This window comes from Streptomyces dangxiongensis, assembly GCF_003675325.1.
In the GTDB taxonomy this organism is placed as follows: Bacteria; Actinomycetota; Actinomycetes; order Streptomycetales; family Streptomycetaceae; genus Streptomyces; species Streptomyces dangxiongensis.
In genome coordinates this window covers 3,367,776-3,385,836 of sequence record NZ_CP033073.1, presented here as the reverse complement: position 1 = coordinate 3,385,836, position 18,061 = coordinate 3,367,776, and the positions used below count along the sequence as shown (strand labels likewise).

Below are 18,061 nucleotides of genomic sequence, written 5' to 3'. Positions count from 1 at the left end.
ACTCCCCACGCCGTGAGACGACCCTGGTGACCCGGTCAGAGTAGCGGGTGGCCGATACTGGGACACATGGCTTACGACGATCTTCGCTCCCTGCTGCGGGCACTGGAGCGCGAGGGAGACCTCAGGCGCGTCAAGGCCGAGGTCGATCCGCATCTGGAAGTCGGGGAGATCGTCGACCGGGTGCAGAAGTCCGGCGGCCCGGCGCTGCTCTTCGAGAACGTGCGCGGCTCGGACATGCCTCTCGCCATGAACGTGTACGGCACCGACCGCCGCCTGCTGAAGGCGCTGGGTCTCACGTCGTACGCCGAGATCTCCGAGCGGATCGGCGGCCTGCTGCGGCCGGAGCTGCCGCACGGCTTCGTCGGTGTGCGCGAGGCGTTCGGCAAGCTCGGCGCGATGGCGCACGTACCGCCGAAGAAGGTGAAGGACGCCCCGGTGCAGGAGGTCGTCCTGCACGGCGACGACGTCGACCTCGACCGGCTGCCGGCGCTGTTCACCTGGCCCGAGGACGGCGGTTCCTTCTTCAACCTGGGACTGACCCACACCAAGGACCCGGAGACGGGGATCCGCAACCTCGGCCTCTACCGCCTCCAGCGCCACGACAAGCGCACCATCGGCATGCACTGGCAGATCCACAAGGACAGCCGCAACCACTACCAGGTGGCCGCCCGCCGGGGTGAGCGCCTCCCGGTGGCCATCGCCTTCGGCTGCCCGCCGGCCGTCACGTACGCCTCCACCGCCCCGCTCCCCGGCGACATCGACGAGTACCTGTTCGCGGGGTTCCTCGCCGGCAAGCGGATCGAGATGGTCGACTGCAAGACGGTCCCGCTCCAGGTGCCCGCGCAGGCCGAGGTGGTCCTGGAGGGCTGGCTGGAGCCCGGCGAGGTGCTCCCCGAGGGCCCCTTCGGCGATCACACCGGCTTCTACACCCCGCAGGAGCCCTTCCCGGCGCTGACGATCGACTGCGTGACGATGCGCAGGCGCCCCCTGCTCCAGTCGATCGTGGTCGGCCGCCCCCCGACGGAGGACGGTCCCCTCGGCCGGGCCACGGAACGCTTCTTCCTGCCCCTGCTGAAGATCATCGTCCCGGACATCGTGGACTACCACCTGCCGGAGGCCGGCGGTTTCCACAACTGCGCGATCGTCTCGATCGACAAGAAGTACCCCAAGCACGCGCAGAAGGTGATGCACGCCGTCTGGGGGGCGCACATGATGTCCCTCACCAAGCTGATCGTGGTCGTGGACGCCGACTGCGACGTCCACGATCTGCACGAGGTGGCCTGGCGGGCGCTCGGCAACACGGACTACGGCCGTGACCTCACGGTCGTCGAAGGCCCTGTCGACCATCTCGACCACGCCTCCTACCAGCAGTTCTGGGGCGGCAAGGCGGGCATCGACGCCACGCGGAAGTGGCCGGAGGAGGGCTACACCCGTGACGGCGGGTGGCCGGAGATGGTCCTGTCGGACCCGGGAACGGCGGCCCTGGTGGACCGCCGCTGGAAGGAGTACGGACTGTGACGTCCATGTCCGCCGCCATGCCCCGGCCGGGACGCACCAAGGCGTTCCTGCGCCTGGTGATGATCGAGCACTCGGTCTTCGCACTGCCCTTCGCGTACATCGCCACCCTGACGGCGATGTACGCGTGGGACAGGAACATCCACTGGGTCCGCCTGCTCCTGGTCACGGTGTGCATGGTCGGCCTGCGCACCTTCGCCATGGCCGTCAACCGGATCATCGACCGCGAGATCGACGCCCGTAACCCGCGCACGGCCCACCGCGAGCTGGTGACCGGCGCGATGTCGGTGAAGCACGCCTGGACGGGCGCCCTGGTCGCCCTGGTGGTCTTCCTCGGCGCGGCGGCCCTGTTGAACCCGCTCTGCCTGGCCCTGGCGCCGGTCGCGGTGATCCCGATGGTGGTCTACCCCTACGGGAAGCGGTTCACCGACTTCCCGCAGGCCATCCTGGGCCTCGCCCAGGCCATGGGGCCCATCGGCGGCTGGCTGGCCGTGTCCGGGTCCTGGTCCTGGGACGCGGTCGTCCTCGGGCTCGCGGTGGGCGTGTGGATCGGCGGCTTCGACCTGATCTACGCCTGCCAGGACGTCGAGACCGACCGGGAGGTCGGTGTCCGGTCGGTGCCGGCCCGCTTCGGCGTCCCGGCCGCGATCTGGGGCGCCCGGGCCTGCCACACGGTGACGACGGCCCTGTTCGCCTGGTACGGCGTCGCCACCCACGCCGGTGCGTTCTTCTGGCTGGGTCTGCTGATCGTCGCCGCCGCGTTCGTCTACGAGCACCGCATCGTGCGCCCCCACGACCTGTCCCGGCTGAACCGGGCGTTCTTCTCCGTCAACGGCTTCATCGGCATTGCCCTGTTCGTGTGCGCGCTGCTGGATCTGCTGGTGCGCGGACTCACCGTCTGAGGGGCCTGGGGGCCACCGGTCCTGAGCCCCTTCGCGTCCGCCGGTACGCTCAAGGTGTGAACGCAGGAGAAACGCAGCGCGTGCCTTGGATCGTGGGGGTGTCCGGAGCTTCCGGGACGCCGTACGCGGCGGCCGTGCTGCGCGCGCTGCTGACGGCGGGCGAAGCGGTGGACCTGGTGGTCAGCCGGGCCTCGCGGCTGACGCTGCTGGACGAGACGGGGATCTCGTTCCGGGACGCCCACTGGCGGGACGACCTGCGCACCTGGCTGGCGCGTGGCGCGGACGGCAAGCCGGAGACCTTCGAGGTGGACGCCAGCGGGGTGCGGTACTGGAACGCGGGTGATCTCGCCGCCGGGCCGTCCTCGGGGTCGTATCCGGCGAAGGGGATGCTGATCGTGCCCGCCTCCACCGCCTGTGTGGCGGGTGTGGCGCTCGGCCTGTCCAAGGATCTGCTCCAGCGCGCGGCGAGCGTCACGCTGAAGGAGCGCCGGACGCTGGTCGTGGCCGTGCGGGAGACCCCGCTGAACGGGCAGACGCTGCGGCACCTGGTGGCCCTGGACGACGCCGGAGCCGTGGTCGTCCCGGCCTCGCCCGCCTTCTACGCGGGCGCCACCCACATCCAGGACCTGGTGGACTTCGTCGGCGGCCGGGTGCTGGACGCGGCGGGAGTGCGCCACGGCCTGTACCGGCGCTGGCGGGGCGAGCTGGGCGGCGGCGGCACGGCGGACAAGTAGCAGTACGTACGTACCTCTCATCACTTCAGGAACATTCACCGGAAGGCTTCGATCGCATGGACGCGGTGGACAGGCAGCTCATCCAGGCTCTGCGGGAGAACGGCCGGGCCTCCTACGCGGAGCTGGGACGCCTCGTCGGCCTGTCGGGCCCCAGCGTCACCGACCGCATCAACCGGCTGGAGGCGGCCGGTGTCATCACCGGTTACCGCGCGACGGTGGACTCGGCCTCGCTGGGTCTCGGCGTGACCGCCCTGATCGGCATCTCGCTGTCGGACGCCGCCGACCACGAGGACGTGGCGCAGCGGCTGCGGGACCTGTCGGAGATCGAGGACTGCTGGTTCATCGCCGGTGACGACTCCTTCATGCTCAAGGTGCGTTCGACGGACGTGGACGGCCTGGAGAAGACGATCCGGCGGCTGAGCGGCACCCGGGGGGTGTCCCGGACCCGGACCACCATCGTGCTCTCCACGAAGTGGGAGAACCGGGTCGGCGAGTTGCCGGAAGAGGTCTAGGGATACCGTGGCCGGGTTGTCGGAGAAAGGTGTGGGCATGGACGTCGGGCTCAAGCGCGAGCTGGAGGAGAAGGTCCGTTCCGGGGAGCGGCTGACCCGCGAGGACGGCATCGCGCTGTACGAGTCGGACGACCTGGCCTGGCTGGGCGGGCTCGCCCACGAGGTGCGGACCCGCAAGAACGGTGACGTGGTGCACTTCAACGTCAACCGGCACCTGAACATGACCAACGTGTGCACGGCCTCGTGCGCCTACTGCTCGTTCCAGCGCAAGCCGGGCGAGAAGGACGCGTACACGATGCGCATCGAGGAGGCCGTCCGGCTGGCCAGGTCGATGGAGTCGGAGAACCTCACCGAGCTGCACATCGTCAACGGTCTGCACCCGAACCTGCCGTGGCGGTACTACCCGCGTTCGCTGCGGGAGCTGAAGGCGGCCCTTCCGCACGTCTCGCTGAAGGCGTTCACGGCCACCGAGATCCATCACTTCGAGACGATCTCCGGGCTGTCGGCGTCGGAGATCCTCGACGAGCTGATCGACGCGGGCCTGGAGTCCCTCACCGGCGGCGGCGCCGAGATCTTCGACTGGGAGGTCCGGCAGCACATCGTGGACCACCGCACCCACTGGGAGGACTGGTCCCGCATCCACCGCCTGGCGCACGAGAAGGGTCTGAAGACCCCGTGCACCATGCTGTACGGCCACATCGAGGAGCCCCGCCACCGCGTCGACCACGTGCTGCGGCTGCGTGAGCTGCAGGACGAGACCGGCGGCTTCCAGGTCTTCATCCCGCTGCGCTACCAGCACGACTTCGTGGACGTGAAGGACGGCAAGGTCAGGAACACCCTCCAGGCCCGCACCCAGATGGCGACGGGCGCGGAGGCCCTGAAGACGTTCGCGGTCTCCCGGCTCCTCTTCGACAACGTCCCGCACGTGAAGGTGTTCTGGGTCATGCACGGTGTGCAGACCGCCCAGCTTGCCCTCCAGCACGGCGCCGACGACATGGACGGCTCGGTCGTCGAGTACAAGATCACGCACGACGCGGACAACTACGGCACCCCGAACAAGCTGACCCGCGAGGACCTCCTGGACCTGATCCGGGACGCGGGCTTCCGCCCGGTGGAGCGCAACACCCGCTACGAGATCATCCGCGAGTACGAGGGCCCGGACCCGGCGCGCCGCGATTCCCCCCAGCCGATGCGGGTCTGACGTCTCCGATGCCCCTCACCTTCACGCTGGACCCGCCGGTCACCCCCGCGCTCCGTGACGGCGTCCTCGGTCTGTGGACGGACGTCACGAACGCGGGCGGGGCCGTCGGCTTCGTCGCCCCGGTGACCCCCGAGGAGATACGGCCCGAGCTGGTACGGCACCTCGTGCAGATGGCCGAGGGGCACACCCGGCTGCTCGTCGGCCACGACGAGGCCGGCGAGGTGGCCGCGACCGCCTTCCTCACCCGCAACACGCACCGGCTGATGACCCACTGGGTGTGGTTGTACACGGTGATGGTCCACCCCCGGCACCAGGGCCGGGGCTACGGCCGCGACCTGCTGGCCGCCGCCGCGGACGCGGCCCGGGACATCGAGGGCGTCGAGGCGGTACGGCTGACCTGCCGGGGCGGGCTGGGGCTGGAGCGGTTCTACGCCTCCTGCGGCTACAAGGAGGTCGGCCGCGTCCCGGACGCCATCCGGGTCGCGCCCGGCGACGACCGGGACGACATCGTCATGCTGCTGCCGCTCGGCTGACGACCCCCCTGCGTCGCCACCCGCGGCTCGTGCTTCACTGGACGCTGACCCTTTTGGAATCGGACGAGTGGATTGAGATGCTCCGCTACACGCTGATGCGCCTCGGTATCTTCGCGGGCTGCCTCCTTGTCGTCTGGGGTGCCGTCTACTCGGGCATCTTCCCGCGCGGCTTCGGCGACTCCAACGTCCTGTGGGTCCTGCTGCTCGCCCTCGTCGTCTCCGCACCGGTTAGCTGGGTCGTGCTGCGCAAGGAGCGGGAGCGGGCCTCGGTGCAGATCGTGCACAAGGTCGACCGGATGAAGGCCAACCTGGATGCCAACCGCAGCCAGGAGGATCTGGCCGACGACGCGTCCCGGACGCAGGGCGGGGCCACCGCGCCCAACTAGGCTGGCCCTCATGGGTGGCGTCAAGACCAAACGGATGCCGAGGGCGGTGCGGGAGCAGCAGATGCTCGACGCGGCCGTGCGGATCTTCGGCCAACGCGGCTACATGGCCGCCTCGATGGACGAGATCGCCGAACTCGCGGGCGTGTCCAAGCCGTTGGTCTATCTGTACCTGACGTCGAAGGAATGCCTCTTCACCGCCTGCATCCGCCGTGAGGCCGCCGCGCTCACGGCGGCCGTCCGCGCGGGGGTCCGGCCGGACCTGCCCGCCGACCGGCAGCTCTGGGACGGGCTGCGGGCGTTCTTCGCGCACACCGCCGAGCATCCCGACGGCTGGTCCGTGCTGCACCTGCAGGCCCGGACGCACGGTGAGCCCTTCGCGGCCGAGGTCGCCGCGATGCGCGCGGAGATCGTCGCGTTCGTGACCCGGCTGGTCGTGGTCGCGGCGCGGGAGGCGCACCGGGATCCGGACCTGCCCGAGCGGGAGGTGGCCGGGATCGCGGAAGCGCTGGTCGGTGCGGCGGAGTCGCTCGCCGCGTGGGCGAACGCCACACCCGGGGTGACCGCGCGGCAGTCGGCGGCGACCCTGATGAACTTCGCCTGGGCGGGCCTGTCCAACCTGATGCGGGGCCACCCCTGGGCTCCGCCGCCGGCCGACTCCTAGACGAGTCATTCCGAATGATCAGAGGTCGTAGGCGATCGTGTCACCCCGGCTGGTCGTCCGACCTATGGGTGGTACAGCTTTTGGGCGCGGGCGGAATCGATGGGTCGGTCCTGGGGCAGGTGTAGGAAGTAGTCCAGCTGCCACGCCTGCGCAGCGCCGGCTTGGCGGTTGGTGGTGGTCACCCAGGGCGGGTAGACGCGGAAGGCTCGTTTCCCACCGGAGCCGTCTGCTGATGCGACACCGTGTTGGCAGAGCGCGTCCATGGGAAAGACGAACTGGCCGAAGTGATGATGGTCGCGGGTGCTGACGACGAAGAGGTCGACGGGGTCGGTGGCGTCGAAAGGCTGGATGGGCTTGCCCGGGGACCTCTTCCATACGGTGACGAACTGGCCGACCTTGGTCGGGGTCGTCTTGGCTGCGCGGAATCGGATGGCGAGTCCGTCAAGGATGAAGGCGTGGGCGGCGTATGCGGCACTCTCGGTTTCTGGGGCCGGCTGCGAGCAGGTGAACCCGCAGGGGTCGTAGACGAGCGCTTTCGCCGCGAGGAGATCTCTGTGGGCCGGGGTGGTGTCCGACCACGGTTTGAATCCGGTGGGGTGGAGATCGGGTGAGTGCCCACGGTTCGTCGCCATTCGTTCACCCTGTCACGAATACTCTCGCCGACCGAACTGGGGTGCAGATCTCGTTACGACATTCGAATGCTGACGGTGTGTCCGGGAACGCAGACAGGGCATCCAAGATCGTTGTGTGACGAACAACCTGGACGCCCTGCTGACCGCACTGTACGTGAAGATCGACGACGAGATCGGAAGCACCCGATGGCTGGGCCGACCGCCGCAGCTGACGGACTCCGAGCTCGTCTGCCTCGCCGTCGCGCAGGCGCTGCTAGGCTTCACTTCGGAGTCGCGGTGGCTGAGGTTCGTGGACTCCCGCCTGGGTGAGATGTTCCCGTACGTGCCCAAGCAGCCGGGCTGGAACAAGCGGCTGAGGGCCGCGTTGCCGCTGGTCAAGAAGACCATACGGCTCCTGGCCGCCGACACGGACTTCTGGTTCGACAACCATTGGATCGTCGACTCCACGCCGGTGGAATGCGGTCGCTCGCGTCCGACCGTGAAGCGGTCGGACGTGGCCGGCTGGGCCGGATACGGGTACTGCGCCAGCCACAGCCGGTTCTTCTGGGGCCTGCGCCTGTTCCTGGTATGCACCCCGACCGGGATGCCCATCCTGTGGGCTCTTGCCAACCCGAAGATCGACGAACGCGAGGTACTGACCGCGATGCTCGACCGCGAACCGGAGACGGTCACGGACCGGCCGGGGCTGCTGGTGATCTCCGACAAGGGCTTCGCCTCCAAGGAGTTCGAGGCCGATCTGGCCTTGCGGGGTGCCGAGTTGTTGCGGCCGTCGTTCAAGCGCGAGAACAAACGCAAGGGCGAGAGCCTCCTGAAATCAGTGCGACAGCTGATCGAGTCGGTCAATGACACCCTCAAGGGCCAGCTCGACCTGGAACAGCACGGCGGCTGGACCTTCGAAGGCGTCGCCGTCCGCGTTGCCCAGCGCGTCCTCGCGATGGCCGCCGCGATTTGGCACAACCACAAGACCGGCCAGCCGGTCACACGCTCCCTCATCGCCTACGACCACTGATCACATCGGAATGACTCGTCTAGTGCCGCATCAGGCAACGTTCGCCCGGTGCGGGCCGCCCGACTGCGGCGTACCAGACCAGGGCCGCACATATGAAGGCCGTCGCCGCGGAGACCAGTGACCTTGTGAGGGTGTCGTTCCGTGCGCCGGAAACGAGGGCGACGGCCAGTGCCAGCGTCAGGGTGATGACGGGCAGCGTACGGGGGCTCCGCGTGGCGCCTGGCGCGGCGGCTGGCGGCAGCAGCCAGGTTGCGAGGCCGTAACAGGCACAGGCCAACAGTGTGGCTCCCAGCACTTCGCTGGGCCGGTGGCCGCCCATGGTCGCGCTGGCGGCGGCGATGCAGGCGAGCCACAGCACACCGACCGTGGCGACGTAGGGGCGGATGTGAGGGGAAACCACGAGGACGGCGGCGAGGGTCAGCGCGGCGGGGATGGCCGTGTGGCCGCTGGGGAAACCCTGATCAAGGAGATTCTCCGGCGCGCCCACCAGATCGGGGCGGGGGAGGATGGTCGATTTGAGCACCTCCTTGCCCACGGTCGTGAGAATGACGACCCCGAGCGCCGCGCACCCCTGCCGCCAGCACCGCCGCACCAGGGTGAGGATCACGATGACGGCCAGGCCCACCATCACGGTGGGCTTGGCGCTCAATTCCAACGGCGGCAGGGGCGTCGAGCCGTAGGCCGATCCTGACAGGGGGTAGATCCATGCTTCTTCGCCGCCCTGTTTACCGAGATGAAACAGGGCGTTCTCAGCTCGTTGCCCCCACGGGGTGCAGATGGCGAGCAGGTAGACCGCCAGGAACCCCAGGGTGTACAGCAGAGCCGGCATCCACGGCCGGGTCGTACGCGACGGGCTGGGGTCGGCGGGGGCCTCGGGGGCCTGCCTCGATGCCGCCGGGCGGTGCGCGGGCAGGGACTGGGAATCGTGCTGAGTCATCGCTCTGTTTCTTCCGTTGGGGGAGTTCGGTCACGCACGTCTTCCGGCACGACGTGGGCCGCCGGGCTCGGCCGGCCCACCGGGGATCCGCTCCTATTCGGCGAGTGCCTGCCCCTGTCGGCGCTGGGCGGCGATCGCCAGGGCGGGGAGGGGTGCGATCAGCAGGATGAGGACGACCAGGTCCGGAAAGGACTGCATGAACGCGTCCGGCCGGACGACGATCGCCTGCGTGCGGACGATCGCGACCGCCGCGACGGGGATCAGCCACCGGTGGTCGCCGGTGGCGGCCGTCGCCACCCACGCGGCGATCAGCGCGGCGACTTCGAGGACGAACAAACCGCGCTGGAAAGCCGGACTGACGGAGATGATGTGCAGGCCCCCGGCCACGTACATGGCGAGCACGACGGGGGCCAGCCAGCGGTACGAGCGGCGTCGCAGACGGCTGGGACGGCAGAGCGCCAGCACGGCGCACGCGGCGCACAGTGCCCCCGACAGCACCAGGTCACGGGCCGTTATCGGGGAGCCGAGACCGTAGTAGCCCAGGCCCGCCTTGCCCTCGTCGCCGAAGAGGGTGCGGCCGTGGGACGTGGCGCCGGCCCAGATCATGGCTGCCGCGGCCGGCAGCGCGATCCACGGTCTGCCGCGCAGCAGGGCGATCAGGCAGCCCAGCGGGAGCAGCCCGTAGGGCAGCAGCCGTATCCGCGTAGGACCTTCGGACCACGGGTACCAGCCGGAGAAGCGGAAGGCGATGGCGTGCTGTCCGGGGTCGATGTGCAGTGCCCAGTGCCACACATCCTGCATGTACGGAACCAGCGCCAGCGCGGCGAGGGCCAGGGCGGCCAGATGGATGCCGTCCAGCCACCACGGCCGGGCCGTGTCGTCGACGACGGCACGGGCGCGGGCCTGCACCCCGGCGCGCACCAGGGCGGCAACTTCCCGCGGCGGGGGCCAGGAGCGGCCGGGATACGCCTCGGACAGGCAGGCCAGCACCTCCTCTCCCTGCCGGGAACGGTAGGGCTCGGGATAGGCCGCAAGCAGCAGACGATTCATGCCGGGGCCGCTCCGGCGTCCCGCGAGTGTCCGATGACGACGGCCGCCGCCTGCTGCATCCGCAGCGCCTCCCGGCCGAGCGCCTGGGTGCCGTCCTCGGTGAGCCGGTAGTAGCGCCGCGCCCGCCCGTCCACGATCTCCTCATGGCCGGCGGCCACCAGCCCAGCCCGCTCCATCCGCTCCAACGCGCCGTAGAGAGTGCCGACAGCGATCCGGAGCCTCCCGTCGGTGGCCTGCTCGGCAGCCTTGATGATGCCGTAACCGTGCAACGGACCATCCATGAGTGCAGCAAGGATGAAGTACTGCGGTTCCGTCAAGGGCGGATTCGGTCTGGTCATGCATCGAGCATATATCGAGCTACGAAATATATCCGCCAGCCCTGGGTGATCACCGGCGGCACCTCCACGCCCGGCCGGCGGGCGCGACGGCGATCTCCTCGACGCACCCGCGCGGCGTTGGCGGATGCTCACCGCGACCTGGTCCGGGCCGAGCGGAATGTCATTCCCAGCCAAGCTGGCCGACTTCTTGGCAGCCGAGGGGGCGTTCGACGACATCAGCCACGAGGGCCTTCGGGCCCTGCCCCGCGAGGAAGGCGTCTGATTTCAATGCATAAAGACCTGGAAGACCTCACACGACGCGGCCAAGAAGGCCCAGGTCGAACACCTCTACGCGATCGCCGACGGTGAGGTCATACCCGAGGGAGGCGAGCCCGAAGTCGTCTTCTGCAGGCACGAGTTCGGGCCGCTCAACCTCCAGCCCCACCCCGGGCGGCAGTGGACCGAACGCGGTGGCCGCCACAAGGACCCCGCCCGGGAGCCGAGGCCCCGCCGGCGGGCGACCTACACCCGCCCGCACGGGGTCCGGCACCTGTTCGCCGCCTATGACCTGGCCAAGGGCAAGCTCTACGGGGCCACAACAAGCCGAGGAAGAAGCGGACCAGGTTCCTGGAGTTCTGCCGTTGCCTGCGCAGCCTCTACCCGCCCGAGATCCGCATCGCGATCGTGCTCGACAATTCGAACAGGGTGGCGTGATCAGTCGCTACATCATCTGGTGAATCAAGCACGCCGCCGACGAACGCCTCCGCGCGGTCGTGAACAGGGCGAACGTTGCCTGATGCGGCACTAGAACGGTCCGCTCCCGGCGATGATGGTGTGCCCCCCGCGACTGTCAGGGCAGGGGTTGGACCTCGCCGGTCAGGTGGAGTTCACCGTTCGGGTCCCGCAGGGCGAGCCGTCCGCTGCCGTCGGCGCCGTAGGTCACCGTGCCCGGCAGTGGCACCGGCGCCCGGGCGACGGCCGCGTCGGGCGTCCCGTGGGCCGCCAGAGGTGCTTACTCAGAAGTAAGCTTACCGAGGGTAAGGCAGGGCGGGTCACTCGCACTCCTGGCCGTACGCGCGAAGGTGAATCCCTCTCACATAACCCCCGACGCTGCACATTCCCGGCTCCGGATGCTCTCCGTACCCGCACAACCCCCTCACAGCAGGCCCGTACGATCACCTGCCTAACCAGCGGTAACGCCTTGCTGCCGGGGCCCACCACAGGTGCACGCATGCCAGAGGAGCCGCCCGTGTCCACCCCGTACCCGCACACCCCAGCCTCCTCCGGCACCCCCGTCCACGCCGTCGACTACGACGGCCGCCCGGTCCTCGTCGCACCGGAGGTACGCCGGCTGGACGGCGCCGTACGCGAGGCGTCCGTCCCCCCGTTCGCGCCGCCGGTCACCCACGGCTCCCTCGCCGACCTGCCGTACGACAACGCGGAAGCGGCCCCGGACGCGACCGTCCTCAGCCGCAGACGCTCCGACGGCGGCTGGGCGGACGTGACGGCGGCCCGGTTCGCCGCCGAGGTGCAGGCGGTCGCCAGGGGCCTGATCGCCTCGGGCCTCGTGCCGGGCGACCGGATCGCGGTCATGGCCCGGACCACCTACGACTGGACCCTGCTGGACTTCGCCGCCTGGGCGGCCGGCCTGGTCACGGTCCCGGTGTACCCCACCTCCTCCGTCTTCCAGACCCGCTGGATCCTGCACGACTGCGGCGCGGTCGCCCTGGTCACGGAGACCGCCGCGCAGGCCGCCGCCATCGGCCCCGAACGCCCGCACCTGCCCGACCTGTGCCACGTGTGGGTGATGGAACGGGACGACGTGGCCCGGCTCGCCGGGTCGGGCGAGGCGGTGCCGGACGGGGAGGTGGCCGTGCGCCGGGGCATGCTCGGCCCCGACACCCTCGCCACGCTCATCTACACCTCCGGCACCACCGGCCGCCCCAAGGGCTGCGCCCTCTCGCACGGCAACTTCCTCGCCGAGGTCGACAACGCGATCGAACTCCTCCACCCGGTCTTCAAGTCCCCGGGCGAGGAGCCCTCGGTCCTGCTCTTCCTCCCCATGTCGCACGTCTTCGGCCGGATGGTGGCCGTCGCCTGCGTCCGCGCCCGCGTCCGCCTCGGCCACAGCCCCAGCCTGGACCCGCGGGACCTCCTGCCGGACCTGGCCGCGTTCCGGCCGACGTGCCTGCTGACCATCCCGTACATGCTGGAGAAGGTGTACAACTCCGCGCGGGCCAAGTCGGAGGCCGCCGGCCGGGTGGCGGTCTTCGACCGGGCGGCGACCGTCGCCCAGCGCTACGGCGAGGCGCTGGAGGCCCGCCAGACCGGCACCGGCAGCGGCCCCACCCGAGCCCTGAAGACGCAGCGCACCTTCTACGATCCCCTCGTCTACCGCCGCATCCGCGCCGCGATGGGAGGCCGCGTCCGCTACGCCATCTGCGGCGGCTCCCCGCTCGGCCGGAGGCTCGCCGCGTTCTACGCGGGCGCCGGCATCGAGATCTTCGAGGGGTACGGCCTGACGGAGACCACCGGCGCGTCCACGGTCACCCCGCCCCTCAAGCCCCGCCTGGGCACAGTCGGCTGGCCCCTGCCCGGCACGCGGGTGCGGATCGCGGCCGACGGCGAGATTCTCCTCGCCGGCGACCACGTGCTGCGCGGCTACTGGGACCCGCAGGCCGGCGGAGTGGTCCCCGCGACCCGCGACGGCTGGCTGCCCACCGGCGACATCGGCGAACTGGACGACGAGGGCTACCTCACCATCACCGGCCGCAAGAAGGAACTCCTGATCACCGCGGGCGGCAAGTCGGTGGCCCCGGCCCCGCTGGAGAACTGGCTGCGCCAGCACCCGCTGATCTCCCAGGTGATCCTGGTCGGCGACGCCCGCCCGTACGTGGCCGCCCTGATCACCCTCGACCCGGACGGCATCACGCACTGGCGCCAGATGATCGGCAAGCACCCGGTGCCCCCGGAACTCCTCGTCGGCGACCCGGAGCTGACCGAGGTCCTCCAGCGGGCGGTCGACGAGGCGAACCGCATGGTCTCCCGCCCCGAGTCCATCCGCCGCTTCGCCGTCCTGCCGGTGGACTTCACCGAGGAGGCGGGCCACCTGACCCCGTCGATGAAACTCCGCCGGGATCGCGTCCTGTCCGACTTCGCCGACGAGGTGGAGGGGCTGTACGAGCGCTGAGCGCCAGCTCGGCCCAGACCGTCTTGCCCACCTCCCGCTCCGCGACGCCCCAGAGTGCCGCCAGGACCTGGACGACGACCAGTCCCCGCCCGGACTCGTCCAGCAGGCCTCCGTCCAGGAACCGCAGGGTGCGGTCGCTGCGCGTGTCGCTCACCTCGATACGCAGGGTGCACCTCCCGGGCAGCAGTTTCAGCCGCAGCTCGAAGTCCCGTCCGGGGACGCGGCCGTGGGTGACGGCGTTGGCGGCGAGTTCGGCCACGACGAGCTGGGCGGTGTGGTTCAGGTCGCCGTCGTACGGATATCCCCAGGCGGCGAGCTGACCGCCGGTCAGCCGGCGCGCGAGCCGGGCCCCTCGGGGGGTCGCGCTGAGCCGTTGCGCGAGTTCGGTTGCGGGGGTGGAGATTTCTGCGTTCACATCACCGAGCGTGTCCGGTTCTCTCTACGCTGACCAGGGGAGACTCGGCGACTGTGTGTAGTCGTACGGGTGCGTCTTGTTGGTGTACGGCTCGTCGGAGGTGGCGCGTTGGAAGAACGGGAGCGGAGGCCGGAGACACCCGCGGAGGAGAACGGGTCGACTGCGGTGTTCGTCGTACTGGGCAAGCAGTTACGGCTGATGAGGGAACGGGCGGGGCTCAGCCAACGGGAGTTCGGCAGCCTGGTGAACTTCGGCCCCGACCAGATCTCGGCCATGGAGAGGGGGGTGCGGACGCCGAGACCGGAGTTCTTGCAGCGGGCGGACGAGGTCCTGGGTGCCGGGGGACTGCTCAAAGAGGTCATTCCGCAAGTCGAGGAGGCGATGACCAAGGCGCGTACGCGGCATCCCGAGTGGTACCGGGGGTATGCCGAGTTGGAGGCGCAGGCGGTCTCCCTGCACGACTACAGCACCATGGGTGTGCTGGGCCTCCTCCAGACCGAGGAGTATTCACGAGCGGTCTTCACTCAGCGACACCCGCCTCTGGACGAGGAGACGATCGAGAGGCGGGTAGCGGACCGGCTCTCACGTCAACAGATCTTCGAGCAGTGGCCACCCATGGAGTTCAGCTTCGTCATGGAGCAGGCCGTGCTGGAGCGGCCGATCGGTAGTCCGGACGTACACGCCGAGCAGCTCCGTCAGTTACTGAGGATCAGCCGGATGCGTAACGTGCAACTACAGGTGATGCCGACAGGCCGACACGAACATCCCTGTCTGGACAACTCCTTCACCTTGCTGACGCCGAAGGGGAAGGAGCAAGTGGGCTACATGGAAAGTCACGGTTACCCGCGTTTGATCACCGACAGGGAAGAGGTCCGCGTCCTCGCCGCTCGCTATGGGATCATCCGGGCGCAGGCTCTCAACCCGCACGAGTCCCTGGATCTGATCGAGAAGATGCTGGAAGAGCGATGACCATAGAGCAGTTGAGCTGGTTCAAGTCGAGCTACAGCGACGGCGAGGGCGGGCAGTGCCTCGAAGTCGCTTGTAACTGGCGCAAGTCGAGTCACAGCAGCGGTGAAGGCGGCCAGTGCCTGGAAGTTGCTGCCCACCCCACCGCCATCCACATCCGTGACTCCAAGCGCCCCGCCGCCCCCCACGTCACCGTCACGCCCGCCGCGTGGTCAGCCTTTCTTCTGGGCGAGCAGGAACGCCTGCGGGGCTGACTCGCCGAGTGACTCGTCCCGTTCGCGGACGGTGGTGGAGCGGACGGTGAGGCCCGCGTCGGTGAGCAGCTCGGCCATCCGGTCGGGTCGGCGCCGGAGGAAGTCGAGGACCACGGGCCGGCCCCAGGGGCGGTCGAGGCGGAGCGGTGCCTCGCCGGTCTGGAAGGCGAGGAGGAGCCGGCTGCCGGGGGCGAGGACGCGATGGAACTCGGCGAGGAGCGCGGGGAGTCGGTCGTCCGGGGTGTGGATGCTGGAGTACCAGGAGACGGCCCCGGCCAGCGTGCCGTCCGCCATGGGGAGGTCCAGCATGGAGCCCTGCTCGAACCGCAGCCCGGGGAAATCGCGGCGGGCGATGGCGACCATGGACGCGGACAGGTCCAGGCCGTGGACGGACAGGCCGAGGCCGGCGAGGTGGGCGGTGACCGCGCCGGGTCCGCAGCCGAGGTCGGCGACCGTGCCGCCGGGGCCGACTTGTTCGGCGAACGCGCCGAGCAGCGCCCGTTCCAGCGGCCTGTCGGCGAGCGGGTCGGCGAAGCGCCCGGCGTAGTCCTCGGCGATGGTGTCGTAGAAGGTGCGGGTGGCGGTGAGGAAGTCGGTACCGGTCATGGGGAGGGACCGTAGCGGGCCCCGCTGACATCCCCCTTAGGCTGCTGTCTCTGGCCAAGGCGTCACAGCGGGGGGTACGGGGCCGATGAACCATGCGACGGAGGATTTCCAGCCACTTCAGGCGGACGACCCGCCGGTGGTGGGGGGTTACCGGCTCGCCGCGAGGCTCGGCGCGGGCGGTATGGGCCGGGTCTACCTGTCGCACACCCGGGGCGGCCGACCCGTGGCGATCAAGGTCGTACGGCCGGAGCTGGCCGACGACCCGGGGTTCCGGCGGCGGTTCGGCAGGGAGATCAGTGCGGCCCGGCGGGTGCGGGGCGCGTACACGGCCGAGCTGATCGACGCGGACGCGGACGGCACGCCCCCCTGGCTGGCCACGCTCTATGTGCCGGGGCCGTCCCTGACGGAGGCCGTGGCCCGGCGCGGCCCGCTGCCCGTACCGGCGGTGCTGTGGCTGATGGCGGGGGTGGCGGAGGCGCTCCAGGCGATCCATGGCGCGGGGATCGTGCACCGGGACCTGAAGCCGTCGAACGTGCTGCTGGCCGCCGACGGGCCGCGGGTGATCGACTTCGGTATCGCGTTGGCCGCGGACGGGACGGCGTACACGGCTACGGGAGGCGCGATCGGCACGCCGTCGTTCATGGCCCCGGAGCAGGCGTCCGGGGGAGAGGTCACGGCGGCGACCGATGTCTTCGCGCTCGGGCAGACCGCGGCGTTCGCTGCGTTGGGCAGGCCGCTGTACGGCGACGGCCCGGCGGTCAACATCCTGTATCGGATCGTGCACTCACGACCCGACCTGTCCGTGCTGCCGGAGCCGCTGCGTCCGCTGCTCGCCCGGTGCCTGGACGCCGATCCGGCGCAACGCGCCACGACGGCGGAGATCCTTCAGTGGTGCCGGCGGCGGCTGGGCACGGACGCCGACGCGGGCGGCGGACCCGCCGTGTGGCGGGACGTCACCGGACCAGAGGTCATGATTCCGGCCCCGGTGCCGGAGCCGACCGCGGTAAGCACACTGCCGCTCACCGGGGGCCCGCAGCCGGCGCCCGGGCAGCGGAAGGCGCGCGGACGGCGGACGGCACTGATCACGGCCGCCGCGGTGGTGGCGGGGGCGCTGACGCTGACGGGTCTGGTGTGGGCCGTCAGGGACGCGGTGGCCGACCGGTACGGCTCCGGGACGGTCGCCGCAGACGAGTCCGGGTCCGGGCCCTGGTCGACGGCGGACTCGATCGAGTCGACCAGGCCGTCGTCGTCGGTGTCACCGAAGTCACCCCCAGGGCGCCCGTCGGGCGCGAAGGGCGACGGCGGGGCGGCGGTCTCGGCGCCGGTGGCCCACTCCTACCCCCTGCGGAACCTGACCCGGAAGAACTCGCTGAGCCTCGCCGACCCGGACGCCGGCCCGGACGGCCGCAAGGGCGACCTCCGCTTCGACTGCGAGATGACCGGCTGCGAACTGGAGAGCGGCACCAGTGTGCTCGTCCAGATGTTCGGTGCGCACGGCACCACCCTCGACCAGTGCCGTGTCGTCCTGAAGAACGCCAGGAGCCACCGTCTCCCGCTCGCCGGGGCGTCGGCCGGAAGCGAGATCTGTATCAAGCACCCCTCCGGGGACATCGCCCTGTTCGTGATCCAGACGAAGTCCACCGCGATACCGGAGTCCGGCTTCGTCCAGGGAGACCTGACGGTCTGGCGGGCGTCCTAAGGGGTCCGTGCCGGAAAGCCCGGGAATCCCGACCGCGCATTGCGGGGGGCGCGGGGGAGGCGAACCGGAAATGAACGGGAAAAGGCAGGAGCCCCGTTGCCGGAAGGCGCGGGGCTCCTTGGGTACTGCACTCAGGTTCTGCGATCAGGGAGTGATCAGACGGGGGTTACGTTCTCCGCCTGCGGACCCTTCGGGCCCTGCGTCACGTCGAAGGAGACCGCCTGGTTCTCCTCCAGCGAACGGAAACCCTGCGCGTTGATCGCGGAGTAGTGGACGAAGACGTCGGGGCCGCCGCCCTCCTGGGCGATGAAGCCAAAGCCCTTTTCGGCGTTGAACCACTTCACGGTTCCGGTAGCCATAAGCCCTCCCTGGGCTCAAAAGGGTTGCCCTGCTCCAGAACCTGCACGTGCGAAACGGTGCTGCACAACTGCATTCGTCTGAATACGACGAGAGCCCGCGGTCACATGCTCCGCAGGCTCTGTACTGCAAGGGAAACCAAACTGCAACTTGCGGCGAGCCTAGCACGCGGGCCGCCGAAAGCA

General features: G+C 70.0%; 20 protein-coding genes and 1 pseudogene. 14 read left to right on the top strand and 7 right to left on the bottom strand.

Annotated elements, in window-relative coordinates; genetic code table 11:
* The first annotated feature begins 66 nt into the window (after nucleotides 1–66).
* The 8 genes from D9753_RS15000 (at nucleotide 67) to D9753_RS14965 (ending at nucleotide 6,444) form a co-directional block, all read left to right on the top strand.
* The gene (locus D9753_RS15000; protein WP_121787474.1) at nucleotides 67–1,518 is read left to right on the top strand and encodes a menaquinone biosynthesis decarboxylase; all 1,452 of its coding nucleotides are present in this window, start codon (nucleotides 67–69) and stop codon (nucleotides 1,516–1,518) included.
* Nucleotides 1,515–2,417, top strand: coding sequence for a menaquinone biosynthesis prenyltransferase MqnP (mqnP, locus tag D9753_RS14995; protein ID WP_121787473.1), 903 nt, complete (start codon nucleotides 1,515–1,517; stop codon nucleotides 2,415–2,417). The genes D9753_RS15000 and mqnP overlap by 4 nt, the downstream gene beginning before the upstream one ends.
* A gap of 80 nt (nucleotides 2,418–2,497) precedes the next feature.
* Complete coding sequence (locus D9753_RS14990; protein WP_121787472.1) at nucleotides 2,498–3,151, top strand: UbiX family flavin prenyltransferase; 654 nt, start codon at nucleotides 2,498–2,500, stop codon at nucleotides 3,149–3,151.
* A 56-nt stretch (nucleotides 3,152–3,207) separates the two neighbouring features.
* On the top strand, nucleotides 3,208–3,663 hold the full coding sequence (locus D9753_RS14985) for an Lrp/AsnC family transcriptional regulator (protein WP_121787471.1): 456 nt from the start codon (nucleotides 3,208–3,210) through the stop codon (nucleotides 3,661–3,663).
* A gap of 37 nt (nucleotides 3,664–3,700) precedes the next feature.
* Complete coding sequence (gene mqnE / locus D9753_RS14980) at nucleotides 3,701–4,864, top strand: aminofutalosine synthase MqnE (protein ID WP_121787470.1); 1,164 nt, start codon at nucleotides 3,701–3,703, stop codon at nucleotides 4,862–4,864.
* A gap of 8 nt (nucleotides 4,865–4,872) precedes the next feature.
* A complete protein-coding gene (locus tag D9753_RS14975) occupies nucleotides 4,873–5,397 on the top strand; it encodes a GNAT family N-acetyltransferase (RefSeq protein ID WP_121787469.1) in 525 nt (174 codons plus the stop codon).
* Between the two features lie 77 nt (nucleotides 5,398–5,474).
* Complete coding sequence (locus D9753_RS14970) at nucleotides 5,475–5,783, top strand: DUF4229 domain-containing protein (protein ID WP_121787468.1); 309 nt, start codon at nucleotides 5,475–5,477, stop codon at nucleotides 5,781–5,783.
* 10 nt (nucleotides 5,784–5,793) lie between these two features.
* A complete protein-coding gene (locus D9753_RS14965; protein ID WP_205614151.1) occupies nucleotides 5,794–6,444 on the top strand; it encodes a TetR/AcrR family transcriptional regulator in 651 nt (216 codons plus the stop codon).
* Between the two features lie 62 nt (nucleotides 6,445–6,506).
* Here D9753_RS14965 and D9753_RS14960 read toward each other — a convergent pair whose 3' ends face one another.
* Nucleotides 6,507–7,076, bottom strand: coding sequence for a MepB family protein (locus D9753_RS14960; RefSeq protein ID WP_121787466.1), 570 nt, complete (start codon nucleotides 7,074–7,076; stop codon nucleotides 6,507–6,509).
* 115 nt (nucleotides 7,077–7,191) lie between these two features.
* On the opposite strand from D9753_RS14960, the gene D9753_RS14955 reads away from it, so the two are divergent.
* Nucleotides 7,192–8,085 carry an IS982 family transposase gene (locus tag D9753_RS14955; protein WP_121787465.1) on the top strand — a complete coding sequence of 298 codons (894 nt, stop codon included), beginning with the start codon at nucleotides 7,192–7,194 and terminating at the stop codon, nucleotides 8,083–8,085.
* 19 nt (nucleotides 8,086–8,104) lie between these two features.
* Here D9753_RS14955 and D9753_RS14950 read toward each other — a convergent pair whose 3' ends face one another.
* The 3 genes from D9753_RS14950 to D9753_RS14940 all read right to left on the bottom strand — a co-directional run bounded on the left by D9753_RS14950 (nucleotide 8,105) and on the right by D9753_RS14940 (nucleotide 10,410).
* Complete coding sequence (locus tag D9753_RS14950; RefSeq protein ID WP_240468158.1) at nucleotides 8,105–8,914, bottom strand: phosphatase PAP2 family protein; 810 nt, start codon at nucleotides 8,912–8,914, stop codon at nucleotides 8,105–8,107.
* A 201-nt stretch (nucleotides 8,915–9,115) separates the two neighbouring features.
* The gene (locus tag D9753_RS14945; RefSeq protein ID WP_121787463.1) at nucleotides 9,116–10,072 is read right to left on the bottom strand and encodes a hypothetical protein; all 957 of its coding nucleotides are present in this window, start codon (nucleotides 10,070–10,072) and stop codon (nucleotides 9,116–9,118) included.
* Nucleotides 10,069–10,410, bottom strand: coding sequence for a PadR family transcriptional regulator (locus D9753_RS14940; RefSeq protein WP_121787462.1), 342 nt, complete (start codon nucleotides 10,408–10,410; stop codon nucleotides 10,069–10,071). The genes D9753_RS14945 and D9753_RS14940 overlap by 4 nt, the downstream gene beginning before the upstream one ends.
* Nucleotides 10,411–10,582: 172 nt before the next feature.
* On the opposite strand from D9753_RS14940, the pseudogene D9753_RS39010 reads away from it, so the two are divergent.
* Nucleotides 10,583–11,126 (top strand): annotated as a pseudogene (locus D9753_RS39010) (IS630 family transposase); the annotation flags it as partial.
* A gap of 512 nt (nucleotides 11,127–11,638) precedes the next feature.
* Complete coding sequence (locus D9753_RS14930) at nucleotides 11,639–13,579, top strand: AMP-dependent synthetase/ligase (RefSeq protein WP_240468157.1); 1,941 nt, start codon at nucleotides 11,639–11,641, stop codon at nucleotides 13,577–13,579.
* Here D9753_RS14930 and D9753_RS14925 read toward each other — a convergent pair.
* Entirely contained in the window at nucleotides 13,479–13,994 is a 516-nt protein-coding gene (locus D9753_RS14925; protein WP_121787460.1) for an ATP-binding protein, read from the bottom strand. The genes D9753_RS14930 and D9753_RS14925 overlap by 101 nt on opposite strands.
* Before the next feature lie 108 nt (nucleotides 13,995–14,102).
* Between D9753_RS14925 and D9753_RS14920 the strand changes: the two genes are divergently transcribed.
* Together D9753_RS14920 and D9753_RS14915 are read left to right on the top strand one after the other, a co-directional pair.
* Nucleotides 14,103–14,963, top strand: coding sequence for a helix-turn-helix domain-containing protein (locus D9753_RS14920; RefSeq protein WP_240468156.1), 861 nt, complete (start codon nucleotides 14,103–14,105; stop codon nucleotides 14,961–14,963).
* Nucleotides 14,960–15,214: a DUF397 domain-containing protein gene (locus tag D9753_RS14915; protein ID WP_121787458.1), complete on the top strand. Its 255-nt coding sequence runs from the start codon at nucleotides 14,960–14,962 to the stop codon at nucleotides 15,212–15,214. Before D9753_RS14920 ends, D9753_RS14915 begins: the two co-directional genes overlap by 4 nt.
* Here D9753_RS14915 and D9753_RS14910 read toward each other — a convergent pair.
* Nucleotides 15,173–15,820, bottom strand: coding sequence for a class I SAM-dependent methyltransferase (locus tag D9753_RS14910; protein WP_121787457.1), 648 nt, complete (start codon nucleotides 15,818–15,820; stop codon nucleotides 15,173–15,175). The two genes, D9753_RS14915 and D9753_RS14910, sit on opposite strands and share 42 nt — an antisense overlap.
* Before the next feature lie 85 nt (nucleotides 15,821–15,905).
* Between D9753_RS14910 and D9753_RS14905 the strand changes: the two genes are divergently transcribed.
* On the top strand, nucleotides 15,906–17,519 hold the full coding sequence (locus tag D9753_RS14905; protein ID WP_121787456.1) for a serine/threonine-protein kinase: 1,614 nt from the start codon (nucleotides 15,906–15,908) through the stop codon (nucleotides 17,517–17,519).
* 155 nt (nucleotides 17,520–17,674) lie between these two features.
* On the opposite strand, the gene D9753_RS14900 is transcribed toward D9753_RS14905, so the two are convergent.
* Complete coding sequence (locus tag D9753_RS14900; RefSeq protein ID WP_073499902.1) at nucleotides 17,675–17,878, bottom strand: cold-shock protein; 204 nt, start codon at nucleotides 17,876–17,878, stop codon at nucleotides 17,675–17,677.
* Nucleotides 17,879–18,061 lie beyond the last annotated feature (183 nt).

What these genes read in the sequence shown, in the direction of transcription:
- D9753_RS15000 (WP_121787474.1), top strand. Translation starts at nt 67, where the DNA reads ATGGCTTACGACGATCTTCGCTCCCTGCTGCGGGCACTGGAGCGCGAG.
- D9753_RS14985 (WP_121787471.1), top strand. Translation starts at nt 3,208, where the DNA reads ATGGACGCGGTGGACAGGCAGCTCATCCAGGCTCTGCGGGAGAACGGC.
- mqnE (WP_121787470.1), top strand. Translation starts at nt 3,701, where the DNA reads ATGGACGTCGGGCTCAAGCGCGAGCTGGAGGAGAAGGTCCGTTCCGGG.
- D9753_RS14975 (WP_121787469.1), top strand. Translation starts at nt 4,873, where the DNA reads ATGCCCCTCACCTTCACGCTGGACCCGCCGGTCACCCCCGCGCTCCGT.
- D9753_RS14970 (WP_121787468.1), top strand. Translation starts at nt 5,475, where the DNA reads ATGCTCCGCTACACGCTGATGCGCCTCGGTATCTTCGCGGGCTGCCTC.
- D9753_RS14965 (WP_205614151.1), top strand. Translation starts at nt 5,794, where the DNA reads ATGGGTGGCGTCAAGACCAAACGGATGCCGAGGGCGGTGCGGGAGCAG.
- D9753_RS14960 (WP_121787466.1), bottom strand. Translation starts at nt 7,076, where the DNA reads ATGGCGACGAACCGTGGGCACTCACCCGATCTCCACCCCACCGGATTC.
- D9753_RS14950 (WP_240468158.1), bottom strand. Translation starts at nt 8,914, where the DNA reads ATGCCGGCTCTGCTGTACACCCTGGGGTTCCTGGCGGTCTACCTGCTC.
- D9753_RS14945 (WP_121787463.1), bottom strand. Translation starts at nt 10,072, where the DNA reads ATGAATCGTCTGCTGCTTGCGGCCTATCCCGAGCCCTACCGTTCCCGG.
- D9753_RS14940 (WP_121787462.1), bottom strand. Translation starts at nt 10,410, where the DNA reads ATGACCAGACCGAATCCGCCCTTGACGGAACCGCAGTACTTCATCCTT.
- D9753_RS14915 (WP_121787458.1), top strand. Translation starts at nt 14,960, where the DNA reads ATGACCATAGAGCAGTTGAGCTGGTTCAAGTCGAGCTACAGCGACGGC.
- D9753_RS14910 (WP_121787457.1), bottom strand. Translation starts at nt 15,820, where the DNA reads ATGACCGGTACCGACTTCCTCACCGCCACCCGCACCTTCTACGACACC.
- D9753_RS14905 (WP_121787456.1), top strand. Translation starts at nt 15,906, where the DNA reads ATGAACCATGCGACGGAGGATTTCCAGCCACTTCAGGCGGACGACCCG.
- D9753_RS14900 (WP_073499902.1), bottom strand. Translation starts at nt 17,878, where the DNA reads ATGGCTACCGGAACCGTGAAGTGGTTCAACGCCGAAAAGGGCTTTGGC.